The 14703-nt window shown below is 58.3% G+C and carries 10 protein-coding genes; 8 read left to right on the top strand and 2 right to left on the bottom strand.

What is annotated here, in order from left to right:
• Window positions 1-181: 181 nt before the first annotated feature.
• The 6 genes from JNB88_RS03585 to JNB88_RS03560 all read left to right on the top strand — a co-directional run bounded on the left by JNB88_RS03585 (window position 182) and on the right by JNB88_RS03560 (window position 8289).
• On the top strand, window positions 182-970 hold the full coding sequence (locus JNB88_RS03585; protein WP_220354334.1) for an SDR family oxidoreductase: 789 nt from the start codon (window positions 182-184) through the stop codon (window positions 968-970).
• 209 nt (window positions 971-1179) lie between these two features.
• Window positions 1180-2442 (top strand): efflux RND transporter periplasmic adaptor subunit, encoded by a 1263-nt coding sequence (locus JNB88_RS03580; protein ID WP_220354333.1) that lies wholly within the window; start codon window positions 1180-1182, stop codon window positions 2440-2442.
• Window positions 2439-5555, top strand: coding sequence for an efflux RND transporter permease subunit (locus JNB88_RS03575; protein ID WP_220354332.1), 3117 nt, complete (start codon window positions 2439-2441; stop codon window positions 5553-5555). The genes JNB88_RS03580 and JNB88_RS03575 overlap by 4 nt, the downstream gene beginning before the upstream one ends.
• A gap of 168 nt (window positions 5556-5723) precedes the next feature.
• Complete coding sequence (locus JNB88_RS03570; RefSeq protein ID WP_037134485.1) at window positions 5724-7016, top strand: Hsp70 family protein; 1293 nt, start codon at window positions 5724-5726, stop codon at window positions 7014-7016.
• A gap of 58 nt (window positions 7017-7074) precedes the next feature.
• Window positions 7075-7947, top strand: a complete 873-nt coding sequence (locus tag JNB88_RS03565) for a uracil-DNA glycosylase (RefSeq protein ID WP_220354331.1) — start codon at window positions 7075-7077, stop codon at window positions 7945-7947.
• A gap of 150 nt (window positions 7948-8097) precedes the next feature.
• The gene (locus JNB88_RS03560) at window positions 8098-8289 is read left to right on the top strand and encodes a hypothetical protein (RefSeq protein WP_037134483.1); all 192 of its coding nucleotides are present in this window, start codon (window positions 8098-8100) and stop codon (window positions 8287-8289) included.
• Between the two features lie 42 nt (window positions 8290-8331).
• Here the strand turns inward: JNB88_RS03560 and JNB88_RS03555 are convergent, their stop codons facing one another.
• Together JNB88_RS03555 and JNB88_RS03550 are read right to left on the bottom strand one after the other, a co-directional pair.
• On the bottom strand, window positions 8332-9213 hold the full coding sequence (locus tag JNB88_RS03555) for a hypothetical protein (protein WP_220354330.1): 882 nt from the start codon (window positions 9211-9213) through the stop codon (window positions 8332-8334).
• Window positions 9214-9408: 195 nt separating this feature from the next.
• On the bottom strand, window positions 9409-10338 hold the full coding sequence (locus JNB88_RS03550; RefSeq protein ID WP_220354329.1) for a DMT family transporter: 930 nt from the start codon (window positions 10336-10338) through the stop codon (window positions 9409-9411).
• Between the two features lie 294 nt (window positions 10339-10632).
• On the opposite strand from JNB88_RS03550, the gene JNB88_RS03545 reads away from it, so the two are divergent.
• The gene (locus JNB88_RS03545; protein WP_220354328.1) at window positions 10633-11745 is read left to right on the top strand and encodes a methyl-accepting chemotaxis protein; all 1113 of its coding nucleotides are present in this window, start codon (window positions 10633-10635) and stop codon (window positions 11743-11745) included.
• Window positions 11746-11908: 163 nt separating this feature from the next.
• The gene (gene pepN, locus JNB88_RS03540; protein ID WP_220354327.1) at window positions 11909-14557 is read left to right on the top strand and encodes an aminopeptidase N; all 2649 of its coding nucleotides are present in this window, start codon (window positions 11909-11911) and stop codon (window positions 14555-14557) included.
• The last annotated feature ends 146 nt before the right edge of the window (window positions 14558-14703 follow it).

Genomic DNA, 14703 nt, shown 5'->3' with positions numbered 1-14703 from the left:
AAACAGAGGACCATTGTCGAGCCGGGAAACGACAGCGAATCCTCCAATTCGCGCAACAGCATTTCTATCGTGAGATAAATATATGCATCTTACGTAAGCGTCAAATTATAAACATGGCGGCGCCGCTTTCATCGCGGTTCGACGCGCCGTATAGAAAGATGAACGGCTGAAGGAATATGGCATGGATCTCGGTATCAAAGGCAAGCGCGCGCTCGTTCTGGCATCGTCGCGGGGATTGGGTCATGGCATTGCCGTGGCGTTGGCACGTGAGGGTGCAAATGTTCTCCTTTGCGGGCGCAGCGGCGAAACGCTCGAGGCGAACTGCCGCGCGATCAATGCCGAGGGGCGCGGCAAGGCGGATTGGATCTGGGCCGATCTTTCCGATGAGAACTTTGTGGAGACCGTGACTGCCGCCGTAGGCAGCAAGCTTGATGGCATCGATATCCTGATCAACAACACCGGTGGCCCGACGCCAGGAACAACTCAGGACATGACGCCAGAAAAGCTGGAAACCTATTTCCTTTCCATGGTCCTCCGCGTGATCGCTCTCACCAATGCCCTGCTGCCATCCATGAAGGAGCAAGGCTGGGGCCGCATCCTCACGGTCGCCTCATCCGGCGTTATCGAACCCATCGCAAACCTCGCGCTTTCGAATACGCTGCGTCCTGCACTCGCTGGTTGGAGCAAGACCCTGGCAACGGAAATTGGACGCTTTGGAATCACGTCGAACCTTCTGCTTCCGGGGAGTATCCTGACCGGACGCCTCGATGACCTCGATGGCGCAGCAGCCAAGCGAACCGGAAAGAGCCTTGATGAAATCCGCGCTTCCAAGGAAGCGGCGATTCCGGTCGGTCGCTACGGAACGGTTGAGGAATTCGCGGCGACCGCCGCCTTCCTTTGCAGCCAGCCGGCAAGCTACATCACCGGCAGCCTTGTTCGCTGCGACGGCGGAGCGGCGCGATCGGTCTGATCGAAAAGGAGAAATTGCAAAAGAGCAGGTAACGGTGCATCGCAGATGCCCATGGACGTCACTTCAGCACATTCTTTCATTACAAAAATTTAAGCTATTATAACCACTTAGTGATGGTCGAGCGGCAATTGTGTCTTTTTTGCGCCGTAATAGGCGTGGTTCAATAGAGCCTGGATTTACGCGCAATTTGCCCCAACCCGGTCTCGCTCATGAAGAAATTTTTGGTCACAGTCTGCATCATCGCTGCTGCCAGCGCTGGCGCATGGCAATATAGGGAACGCATCCCTTATCTCTCACAATTCTTGCCGAAGGCACCAGAGCAGGCCGATGCAGCCGACGGTGGCCACCAGAAATCTGGCGACCAGAAAGGCGGCAACAAGGGCCGTAACCGCAACGGCGGACCAGCCCTCGTAAAGACTGTTGCTGCAGTTAGAACCGTTCTTCCCCGGGACGTTACCGCTTCCGGCTGGGCTGATGCGGATGATACGACGACGATCGCTGCTCAAGAACAGGGAATTGTTACGAAAATCCTCGCATCCGACGGCGCTACGGTCAAACAGGGAGACCTGATCGCCGAGCTTGACGCACGCACCGCGCAGGCAACAGTCGACAAGGACAGCGCCATGGTCGTCCGTGACCAGGCTACACTGGCGGAGTCAGAAACAGCCCTCTCACGCGCCAACGATCTTTTGAGTTCCAAAGCCGGTACGCAGCAGAACTACGATCAAGCGAAGGCGGCCCGCGACACGGCAGCCGCTACTGTCCAGGCGGACAAGGCAGCGCTAGCCGCCGATCAGGTTCTGTTGGAGCATACGGATATCCGCGCGCCGTTCGACGGGCGCCTCGGCGATATTGCCGTAAGCCCCGGCGCCTTCGTGAACGCTGGCTCGGCGATTGTAACGATCGCAAAGTACGATCCGATCTATGTCAAGTTCCACCTGCAGGAGCGTGACCTCCGGCAGTTGAAGCTTGCCCTCGCTGCAGGATCAGTCGACGTCAGCACGGTTCCCCGATCCGATAAGGGCAAACCACGCCAGGGCCACATCAGCTTCTACGACAACACAGTTGATCCGGCATCCGGTACCATTCTCGCGAAAGCGAAATTCGAGAATGCCTCCGGCGCACTCTGGCCTGGCCAGTCGGTCAACATCGTCGTCCACTTCAACAACAATGAGCAGCAGGTCGTGGTACCCACCGTTGCGGTCAGCCCGGGCGCCGATGGCTTCTTCGCTCTTGTGGTACGCGACGGCAAGGCGCACGTGACGCCAGTCACCGTGGCCCGTGCCAATGGTGGATTCAGCGCTATCTCGCAAGGCCTGTCCGAGGGCGACCATGTCATCATTGAGGGCCAGGCTCAGCTTGTTGATCAGCAAGCCGTCAAGGAACAATTCAACGACAAGGCATTGAACGTCGCCTCTGCGGACCAAACCGCGGGCAAGACCGAAATCATCACAGCGGGCACGGAAGAATGATACCGAATTTCTGTATCCGACGTCCTGTCGCGACGACGCTGCTTGCCATCGGCGTCGTGCTTGCCGGCCTTGCCGGCTATCAACTCGTACCGGTGGCAGCCCTGCCGCAGGTCGACTTTCCGACGATCAACGTCTCCGCCGCGCTGACCGGCGCCTCCCCGCAGACGATGGCGACCTCTGTCGCCACACCACTTATCAAGCAGTTCCAGACAATCCCCGGCATCAGCGAAATCAGCGCCACGAACTCGCTCGGCAATACGAGCATCGTTCTGCAATTTGACCTCAACCGCAATATCGATGCGGCGGCTGCCGACGTTCAGGCGGCGATCTCGCACGCGACACGCCAACTGCCGGACAACATGACGACGCCACCGAGCTACCGCAAGACGAACCCTGCCGACGCGCCGGTCATGCTGCTTGCGGTGCAGAGCGACACCATGCCGCGCAGCAAGCTCGATGAAATTGCCGAGGATATTATCTCTCCGTCCCTTTCGACGCTTCCCGGCGTGGCCGAGGTGACGGTTTTCGGTGCACAGACCTATGCGGTCCGCGTCGAAGTCGACCCCAACAAGCTTCTCAACCGCGGCATCGGCATTGACACCGTCAATCAGGCGCTGGTCGCTGCCAACAGCCAAGTTCCCGTCGGCTCTCTGCAGAACGACACGCAGAGCATGACGATCAATGCCAACACCCAGCGTACGAATGCGGACGAGTTCCGCACGCTCGTCATAGCCAATCCGAACGGCGCGCCGATCCATCTCGGCGACGTTGCCGACGTGCAAGATAGCGTCGAGAACCAGAACACAGGCAGCTGGTATGACGGCAAACGGGGCATCATCCTCGCCATCCAGCGGCAGCCCGACGCGAATACCGTCGAGGTTGTCGATGCGATCAACGCGAAGCTTCCAGGGTTGCATGCCGAAATTCCGGCATCGGTGTCAACGAAGGTGATGAATGATTCAGCCAAGCCGATCCGCGATGCGATCGGCGATGTGAAGTTCACGCTTCTCCTGACGATCGGCCTCGTTGTTTTGGTCATTTACCTCTTTACCGGCCATCTGACGGCCACGATCATTCCCGGCCTCGCGGTGCCACTGTCGCTGATCTCGACCTTCGGAATGATGTACGTGCTTGGATACAGCATCGACAACATCTCGCTGCTGGGATTGACACTTGCGGTCGGTCTCGTCGTCGATGACGCGATCGTCATGCTCGAAAACATTCTCCGGCACGTCGAGGAAGGGATGCCGGTCCTCGACGCTGCGATCAAGGGAGCCGGCGAAGTAAGCTACACGATCATTTCGATGTCCGTGTCGCTGATCGCCGTCTTCATCCCGATCCTTCTGATGGGAGGTGTTGTCGGTCGCATCTTCAACGAGTTCGGCATGGTCGTTGCGATCGCGATCGTCGCCTCGGCAATCGTTTCGCTGACGGTGACGCCGATGCTGGCGTCGCGCCTCGGCAGCGGCCATGAACGACCGCCCTTCTTTATCCGCTGGTTCGATGCCGGATTCGAACGAACTCTCAGAGGATACGAGCGAGCGGTCGGCTGGTGCCTGAAACACCGCCCTTCGGTTCTTGCGCTGTTCGTGGCATCGGTCGGCCTAACGGTCTATCTCTTCATGACACTGCCCTCGAGCTTCTTTCCTACCGAGGACATCGGCCGCCTGAATATCTCGACGCGCGCTCGTCAGGACATCTCCTATCCCGCAATGCAGGCCCTGCAGAACCAGGCAGCGGAACTCGTGAAGCAAAACCCTGCTGTCAACCATGTCATGTCGATTGTCGGAGGCAATGCGCGCAGCCCGCTCAACAACGGCACCATGTATGTCGAACTCAAGGACAAGGATCAGCGTCCGCCGCTTGATCAGACGCTAAGAGAATTGCGGGCTAGCATCAGCAAGATTCCGGGCCTGCAGGCTTATATAACGCCGCAACAGAGCCTCCGCTTCGGCGGCAGGCAGACTGCAAGCCAGTACCAGCTTGTCATCCAGGCGCTCAGCGCAGATCAGACAAACCTCTGGGCAAACAAGATCCAGCAGGCCCTGCGTGCCGATCCGCGCTTTACCGACGTCGCTTCCGACGCGCAGAACAACGCCCTGCAAGCCAATATCGTCGTCGACACCGAGAAGGCAGCGGCCTACGGCATCACCGACGGACAACTCCGCACGACGCTACAGGAGGCCTTTGGCGGATATACCGCAGCACAGATCCAGTCGACTGGCGACAGCTACGACGTGATCGTAGAGTACGACACAAGCAAGCCCTGGGACGACCAGAAGCTTCAGGAAATTCGCGTGGCATCGAACAGCGGCGCGCTCGTTCCGCTGTCAAACTTTGCGAAGGTCCAGCGTACGACAGGACCGGTCACCATCAACCAGACAGGCCAGCTTGTTTCGACGACCGTGTCTTTCAACTTGCCGGCGGGTGAAGCGCTCGGGGATGCCACTGCGGCAATCGATCAAATCAAGAAGGACATCGGCATGCCCGCTGATGTCTTCACATCCTACGGCGGCACGGCGCAGATCTTCGAACAGTCCCAGGGCAACACGCCTCTGCTGATCCTGGCGGCAGTGTTGACGATCTATGTCGTGCTTGGCGTTCTCTACGAGAGCTTCATCCACCCGCTGACGATCCTTTCCGGCCTTCCGGCCGCGGCACTCGGCGCATTGCTGGCGTTGAAAGTGATGGGCTTTGATCTTTCGATCATCGCGCTCATCGGCCTGCTGATGCTAATCGGCATCGTCAAGAAGAACGCAATCATGATGATCGACGTGGCGCTGGAGAATCTGCGCTCGGGCAGCGGCATGTCGCCATCGGAAGCCATCCACGAAGCCTGCGTCCGACGCTTCCGCCCGATCATGATGACGACCTTCTGCGCCCTTCTCGGCGCACTGCCGATCGCTCTTGGGACCGGCGCGAGCTCGGAACTTCGCCAACCACTTGGCATTGCCGTCGTCGGCGGTCTGGTCGTATCGCAAGCCCTGACGTTGTTCATCACCCCGGTGATTTTCGTCGAAATGGGCAGGCTCAGCGATTGGCTTCTCAGCCTCGGACGAAGGAAAAAGGCCGAGCACGATGAGGACATACCTCAAGCAATTGCCGCCGAATAAAAAACCAAGCGGGCGCCGAGGCGCCCGCTACATTTTTTCGTATCAAGCCTTGAATGACAGTGCCCCCTGTGGCATCACGCGCCCTCCTTGAATTCGGGCGCGCCATTTCGCGCCCTTACGGAGGTTGCCTCCGATCTCAAAACACAATCGGCAAGATGAGGTGCGAGCATGGCTCAAGCGCTGGGATTCGACTTCGGCACAACGAATACGGTTTTAGCCACGGCAGACGGGCAGACGACGCATTCGATGGCCTTCACGAGTGCCGCCGGCATCGCCGACAGCATGCGCACTGCTCTTTCCTTCATGAAGGATGCGCAACTTGGCGCCTCTGCCTTGAAGGTCGAGGCCGGCCACGCAGCAATCCGGCAGTTCATTGATAATCCTGGCGATTGTCGCTTCCTGCAATCGATCAAGACCTTTGCGGCAAGCGCGCTATTCCAAGGCACCCTCGTCCACGCGAAGCGTCACAGCTTTGAGGACCTAATGGAGGTCTTCATCAGACGCCTGCGCAACTATGCCGGCGACAACTGGCCGTCTGACGTCAAGCGCATCGTTACCGGTCGCCCAGTGCATTTTGCCGGCGCCAACCCTGACCCCGCATTGGCGACCGAGCGCTATAACGAAGCGCTTTCACGCTTCGGTTTTCCCGAGGTTCACTATGTCTATGAACCGGTGGCGGCTGCGTTCTACTTCGCGCAGAATCTGAAGGCGGATGCCACCGTCCTGGTTGCCGACTTCGGTGGTGGTACGACCGACTATTCTCTTATCCGGTTCGAAACGATTGGCGGCAAATTGACCGCGACCCCCATCGGTCATTCAGGCGTCGGTATCGCCGGCGATCACTTCGACTATCGCATGATCGACAACATCGTTGCCCCGCAGATCGGCAAAGGGAGTCATTTCAAGAGCTTCGACAAGATCCTTGAAGTTCCAACGAACTACTATTCGAGCTTCGGTCGCTGGAACCAGCTTTCCATCTTCAAGACATCGCGCGAGTTCGAAGATCTCAAGAAGCTGGTGCGTACGGCTCTCGAACCCGAGAAGCTTGAGATCTTCATCGATCTCGTCGATCACGACGAGGGCTATCCGCTCTATCAGGCCGTGTCGGCCACGAAGATGGCGTTATCGGCAGCAGACGAGGCAGCTTTCGACTTTGCCCCCCTCGGTCGCGGCGGTCATCGAACCATCCGCCGAGCCGATTTTGAGAACTGGATCGCCGATGACCTCGCGCGCATCGAAGGCGCCCTGGATGACGTTCTGGAGAAGACAAACACAACGTCTGACATGATCGACAAGGTCTTCCTCACCGGAGGTACGTCGTTTGTCCCGGCTGTGCGCCGCATCTTCACGGAGCGCTTTGACAAGGACCGTATCGAGAGCGGCGGCGAGCTGCTGTCGATTGCGCACGGCTTGGCACTGATCGGCGAACGCGAGGATATCATGCAATGGACGGTGCAATAGGTCGGCTTGCAGCCAGCACGCTCTTTCATTGATGCCCCGGCTTCGCTAAAGTCGCGCCATGATCTCCGTCAACGAACTCTCTCCGGGCGAACTCGCCGCGCTTTTGCATTTCCATGCAGAAGCGGGTGTGGAGTGGCTGCTCGAAAACGAAGCCATTGATCGCTTCGCGGAGTTCGAGGCAATGAAGGCGGCCAGAAGGAGCGCCGCTCCGGCCGTGCAGGCAGCTGAAGCACGGGAGAATTCGCCGCGCCCAGGGACTTCCGCCAGCCAGAGAAATGCCCCTGCCCCCGAGCGTGCCGTGCAGCGGCAGCAACCTTCGATCCCTGATGGCGAGGCTGTGCAACAGGCACGCTTCGCGGCAGAAAGCGCCCGATCACTTCCGGAGTTGAAAACGGCGATCGAGGCATTCAACGGGTGCAATCTCAAGCACAGTGCGCGCTCGACGATTTTCGCCACCGGAGATGCGGCAAGCGGAATTATGGTCATCGGGTCGGCGCCAGGAGCGGAAGATGATCGCGAAGGCCAACCCTTCGCCGGTCGACCGGGCCAGCTGCTGGACAAGATGCTGGCGGCCATAGGTCTGCGGCGTGATTCGATATTGCTGACGCAGGTCATTCCCTGGCGCCCACCGGGCAACCGCATTGCGTCTGCAGCGGAGATGGATATCTGCCGGCCTTTCATCGAAAGGCAAATTGCACTCGCCGAGCCGAAGGCAGTTCTCGTACTCGGCAATTTTGCCGCGCGAGTGTTTTTTGGCGAGAGCGATACGATTCATGGGTTACGGGGCCAGTGGCGCGAAATCGCAGTTGGCAATCACATCGTCCCTGCGATCGCTACATTGCATCCGCAAGACCTGCTGACAGCGCCGGTCAATAAGCGATTGGCCTGGAACGATCTTTTGGCTTTCCAAGCAAAGCTGGCTGCTCTCTAATCTGCATTTAATATAGGCAAATCTAAACGTTTTGTGAAAATATCTATGCGATTTTTGCATACCTGATGCTTGTTCAGATGCGTTGCAAAATCCATGTTGCAATGCAATATTCACATTGTGTCTTGGGAGGAATCAACAGGAACCAAGGCAATGACTACTCGTTTCCGTCCTATTCACTGCGGGTTTGAAACCCTTCGCCTTGCCAATGAGCAAGGTCGCACAACGCAAAGCTACAGCCGCATCGGCTTCGCCACCAATGAGCAAATGATTGCTCGCGGCACCGGCGCCAGCGGACGCATTGCGCGCCCTGCTGCTATCTTTGCAGATTTCCAGCAGTACTGAGTCGAGGCCGGCGTCCGCTGGCCTCTTACCCTTGGCGCCCGATCACGCCGGCCCGTTAGCGACTCGCCGCTTCTGCCCCGTCCCCCAGTGGAACGCCTCCTCCACATAAGCGAACTTGATCGCTTGCCACTGGCTGTATTGCTCCAGAAACGAGCGGGACATCCAAAGCACAAGCTTCTTGTCTGTTGTATCCCAGCCAAGCGATCCGTGCTGCGCTGCCTTTGAGAAAAGCCGTTGAAGGTGCGTGCGCGACATCATGAGGTCTGCTGCCAGAGCACGGCTATCTAGGTGACCGACGACGAAGCGCTCCGGATCACTCCCCTCCAGATCAATTCGGGAGACGAGATGGTCGACTATCAGTCCGCCGGCGTCATTCCAAAGGAACAGCGCCACATGCTCTGAGGGCTCCCGCCAAAGGAGATCCTGAAGGCAATTTCGTGCGATTCGCGGTTGTAACGTGCGAATCAGTTCCGGATGAGCCTCCACGCAGGCGACACGACCGCCGCCATCCAGCATATCAAGAGCGCCAAGGTTCGAGATCAACCAGCCGAACATCGCCTGGTGACTAATGTCAGCTGGCTCAAAGTGGCGCGGGCGCCGCCGTTCCGCTCCAGGTTCGTATGCGATGAAGCGATAGGTCAGGAGTTCGTCAATAAAACTCAGCACCGTGTTGCGACTGGCCACCTTGCGCGACGTGATCTCCCCAACCAGTCGCGCGGCGGTGAAGCCGGACGTCGCATCGGCAGGATCGCGCTCCATGGCCAAGGCGTACGCGGTCTGCGTTAGGAGCCACCGTTGTTGGGAGGCTAGCAGTCGCGCCAGCCGCGGGCCGGCATTGAAGATGACGCGCATGCGTTCCGCATGGAAGCGGATAGCCAGGATAAATTTCGGATCGGCAACCAACTCTTCGGCATTAAACGGCATTTTTCTCCCGACGCACACCCGCCCGGCGCCGGCACCCCCATGGCATCCGATCAACCCATAATATGCGCATTCAAGAATAAGTGACGCTTCGTCAAGTTCAGCGACGGCATCAACCGTTCGAATGCCGATCACTATTTCGTTCGCAGAAGGTAAAACCTCGGCAATACGATCATCCGACCTGAATTGCGCGCGCCTTTACGAACCTGCTTGCCGTGCAGCGCGCCGTTCCAGTTCAAGCTTATGCTCTCGGTAGATGATGAATATTCCTGCAGCTACGACAATCACTGTGCCTACCAGGGTATGGCCACTCGGCACATCGCCAAAGATGAAATAGGCGATCACCGCGCCGATAACGATCGATGTGTACTCGAACGGAGCAACGGTTGAGACATCCGCGTGCCGATAACTCTCCGTCAGCAGGATTTGTGCTACGCCACCACAGAAACCGGCCGCGATCAGAAACAGTTGCGGCTCCGGCGCGAGCAATTGCCAGCCGAACGGCACCGTCAGGAGCGAAAACACCGTGGCAGTTATCGAAAAATAGAGGACGATCGTTGCAGTCTTCTCTTCCTCGACCAATCGGCGCACCTGGATCATCGCCATGCCACCCAGCACGGAGGCCAACAGCACAGAGATTGCACCGATCGCCTGTTCCGCCTGGACGCCGCCCTCGCTGAAAAGCGTGAGCTTCGGCCATGATATGATGGCCACGCCCACCATACCGAACAGCACTGCGCTCCAGCGATAAATTCGCACTGCCTCGCCAAGGAACACCGCTGCAAAGATTACGGCGACCAGCGGCATCGCGTAGCCGAGCGCAATCGCCTCGGGCAGCGGCAGGTGCAGCAACCCATAGAAGCCGAGTCCCATTGATATGATTCCAAGAGTCCCTCGCTTCAGGTGACCGATCGGATTGGTCGTGTGGAAAGCCGATCGCAACTGGCCGTGATAGGCCAGGTAGGCAATGATCGGAAACAGAGCGAAGAAGGAGCGGCAGAAAGTCACCTGCCCTGGCGGGATGTCGCTACCGGCGAGCTTTATGAAGGTCTGCATTGCAAGGAAGATGACGACCGAGCCTACCTTGCACACAATTCCCTTCATCGGGTTTTCCAAAGCCGGCCGCATGTCGTGAACTCATAGATTGCTGTTTTGAGGCAGGAGAACGCGCCAGACTCGACGCAAGACGACTGTGACAGTCGTTGCGCCGAATGAACAGATGAAAAATCCGAAAGTTTGCGCACTAGCGAAACCCGCAAAGCGGCACAAAATTTAATCACCATTCATATGCGCCCAAAAATGTTCAGCCAACACATCCATGACGTTAACGTTTTGAGAACCATCAGGCCGCTTTCATGAGCCAATATTTCAGTCCTCATTTTTTCTAGCCTGCCGTTTCAGCTTGCCACCGGGATCCCGTCCATGACGCAGTTCAAACCCAGAGACATCGACCAGCCGATGGTTGCCACACCACGCTCAATGCGAGTCGTGACGGAGGGGATAGGCACCGATCTCGAGAATTTCAGTGCCGCGAATACGCATGTGGTGAAACAGATCAAGCTGCTTGCCATCAATGCGCTGATCGAAGCCGCCCGCGCCGGCGAGGCTGGCAAGGGCTTTGCCGTCGTTGCCAACGAGGTGCAAAGATTGGCACAGGTCGCAAGCGACATTTCGGCAAAATTCGAGAGCAACGTTCTCGGACGCATCGGGCGCTCTCGCCGAATGGCGGAATCGCTCGTGAACGAGATGGAAGGCGTGAGGCTTACTGATCTCGCCCAGACCCTGGTGCAACTGATCGTCCGCAATCTCTTCGAGCGAACAGCCGATGTTCGGTGGTGGGCGACAGATGCTGCGCTTTGGCAGGCGTTGCAGTCCCCGAACAAGGAAACCGCAGCCGTTGCCGCCGAACGACTGGGCGTTATCAACCGCTTCTATACCGTCTATCTCGACCTCGTTCTGACGGATACCTCCGGTCAGGTGATCGCCTCCGCAAATCCCGAGTTTCAGCGCAAGATCGCCAACAGGCAGCTTGCGAACGACGGCTGGTTCCAGGCTGCGGTTCGCTGCGCGTCCGGGGACGATTATACTGTCGATGAGGTTCGAGAGAGCCACCTTCACGACAATCGGACGGCGCTCGTCTATGCAACGGCTGTGCGCCAGGGTGGCAAGCTTGACGGCAAGATTGTGGGAACCCTCGGTGTGTACTTCGACTGGCAGAAGCAAGGACAGGCAATCGTGGAGAAGGAGGCAAACCTCCCGCCGCAGGTAGCTGAGAAAACAACCGTGATGCTGCTCGACGGATCAAACAGGATCATCGCAGCCAGCAATCCCAGCCTTCTCTTCAGCCATTTTGCACTCCAGAATCAGTCCGGCGCGCTGCGCGGCAGCTATTACGACAACAATGGCTCGATCGTCGCATTCGCCAGGACGCTCGGCTACGAGGACTATGATGGCTTGGGCTGGCATGGCGTTGTCGTTCAGCGCACAGAAGACGACGAGGCCATCAAGGCCGCCCTCAACCTGAAATCCCAGTAACAACCACACCGGATATACCGTTCCCAGAGCTGCGAAATCTTCCGCTGCCGCGATTTCGCTTTAACTTTAGTTCAGACTTTAATGCAATCATGCCCGTCAAAATTTGCGGGGTGCCCACTCCGCATACAAAGCAGTCATCCGCTCAAGGCCTTCAGGGAACACCATGCGTACAGATATCGGCCAGGTCATCAATCTGGCAGACTACCAGCCCACCGAGTTCGTTCTGGAACGCGTGGACCTCACCTTCGAACTCGATCCCACGGAAACCAAGGTAGAAGCGAGACTTATCTTCCACCGCCGCGAAGGCTCCGATCCCAAAGCGCCACTGGTGCTTGATGGTGATGAACTCACCCTTTCCGGCCTGCTGCTTGACCAGATGGAAATGCCGGCGGAGCAATATACCGCAACTCCCGAAAGCCTGACCGTCCGCGATCTGCCGGCATCCGATCCGTTTGAACTCACGATCACAACGATTATCAACCCTGAAGCCAACACGAAGCTGATGGGTCTCTATCGCACGGGTGGTATCTACTGCACGCAGTGCGAAGCCGAAGGCTTCCAGCGTATCACCTATTTCCCCGACCGCCCGGACGTGCTGGCACCCTACACAGTCAACATCATTGCCGACAAGGCCGCCAATCCCCTGCTGCTGTCGAACGGCAACTTCCTTGGCGGCGCCGGCTATGGCGAGGGCAAGCACTTTGCTGCCTGGTTCGATCCGCATCCGAAGCCGAGCTATCTCTTTGCATTGGTTGCCGGCGACCTCGGTGTCATCGAAGATACGTTCACGACGATGTCCGGTCGCGAAGTCGCGCTGAAGATCTATGTCGAGCACGGCAAGGAGCCGCGCGCCGCCTACGCGATGGACGCGCTGAAGCGCTCGATGAAGTGGGACGAAGAAGTCTTCGGACGCGAGTACGATCTCGATATCTTCATGATCGTCGCCGTTTCCGACTTCAACATGGGCGCCATGGAGAACAAGGGTCTCAACGTCTTCAACGACAAGTACGTCCTTGCCGATCCGGAAACGGCGACGGACAGCGACTATGCCAACATCGAGGCGATCATCGCGCACGAGTACTTTCACAACTGGACCGGCAACCGCATCACTTGCCGCGACTGGTTCCAGCTGTGCCTGAAAGAGGGTCTGACCGTCTATCGCGATCACGAGTTCTCGGCCGACCAGCGCTCACGCCCAGTCAAGCGTATCGCCGAGGTCCGACACCTGAAATCCGAGCAATTTCCTGAGGATTCGGGTCCCCTCGCGCATCCGGTTCGGCCCACGAAATACCGTGAGATCAACAACTTCTACACGACGACAGTCTACGAGAAGGGTAGCGAAGTCACGCGAATGATCGCAACGCTGCTCGGCAAGGACACGTTCAAGAAGGGCATGAACCTCTACTTCGATCGTCACGACGGCCAAGCCGTCACGATTGAGGACTTCGTCAAATGCTTCGAGGACGCCAGTGGTCGCGACCTCGCACAATTCTCGCTCTGGTACCATCAGGCCGGAACGCCGCTGGTTACGGCCTCGGGCTCCTATGACGCTGCCGCAAAGACGTTCAGCCTTTCGCTCGAGCAGATGGTCCCGGCGACACCCGGTCAGTCCGAGAAGAAGCCGATGCACATCCCGCTGAGCCTTCAGCTCTTCGACGAGACCGGTGCGGCGCTTGTTCCGGCTTCCGTCGAAGGTGCGGAATATGCCGGCAACGTGCTGCATCTGACCGCCCGGACGCAAACGGCGCTCTTCCACGGCGTTCCCTCGCGGCCGGTCGTCTCGATCAACCGCAGTTTCTCGGCACCAATCAACCTCCATTTCGATCAGACACCGGCCGACCTTGCCTTGCTCGCGCGATATGAGACCGACCATTTTGCCCGTTGGCAGGCGTTGACCGACCTCGCACTTCCAAACCTGCTGACGGCGGCTCGCGACGCCCGGGAAGCCAAGGCCGTCGTTTCCGAGCAGACCTTCGTCGATACGTTGGTAGCAGCCGCGGCGGACGAGAACCTCGAGCCTGCCTTCCGTGCCCAGGCCCTTGCCCTGCCGAGCGAAGCTGATATCGCCCGCGAACTCGGTGGCAACAACGATCCGGACGCGATCCATGCCGGACGCCAGACGATCATCAAGCAGGTCGCCGACGCGGGAAAGGCTACCTTCGCTTCGCTCTACGAATCTATGACGACACCTGGCGCCTTCAGCCCTGATTCAACGAGCGCCGGCCGCCGCGCTTTGCGCAACGCCGCCCTTACTTATCTTTCGTATGCTGAGAACCTTCCGGCGCGCGCCAAGGCAGCCTTCGATGCGGCCAACAACATGACCGATCTGCTGCATTCGCTGACGATCCTTGCGCACCGCTTCCCCGACAGCGCGGAAGCGGTCGAGGCGTTGTCAGCTTTCCGGGATCGCTTCTCTGAGAACGCACTGGTCGTCGACAAATGGTTCTCGGTTCAAGCAACCATCCCTGGCGCAAACACTCTCGATCGGGTGTTGAAGCTGATGGACAATCCTCTGTTCAAGCGGACCAACCCCAATCGTGTCCGTTCGCTTGTCGGGACCTTCGCCTTTGCCAATCCGACCGGCTTCGGCCGCGCCGATGGGGAAGGTTACCGCTTCCTCTCCCGGGAGATACTCGACATCGACCGTCGCAACCCACAATTGGCCGCTCGCATCCTGACATCGATGCGCTCCTGGCGCTCCCTGGAGCCGGTGCGGGCCGACCACGCGCGTTCGGCGCTGCTGGAAATCGAACGATCGTCAGAGCTTTCGACCGACGTCCGCGACATCGTAGAGCGCACGCTAAAAGGCTGATTTGCCCGCGCTGGCCGCTGCATGACACGCAGCGGCCATTCTACCGCCGAAGAAAAATCAGCATCTAGAATCAGTTAACAGATTTTTACCTTTTCCTCTGGACAAGGCGAATCACCAATGATTCATTGGGTTAGGTTCGGGCGAGC

This window comes from Rhizobium cauense (assembly GCF_019511525.1).
Taxonomy (GTDB): domain Bacteria; phylum Pseudomonadota; class Alphaproteobacteria; order Rhizobiales; family Rhizobiaceae; genus Rhizobium; species Rhizobium cauense.
This window is presented reverse-complemented; position numbering and strand designations above follow the sequence as displayed.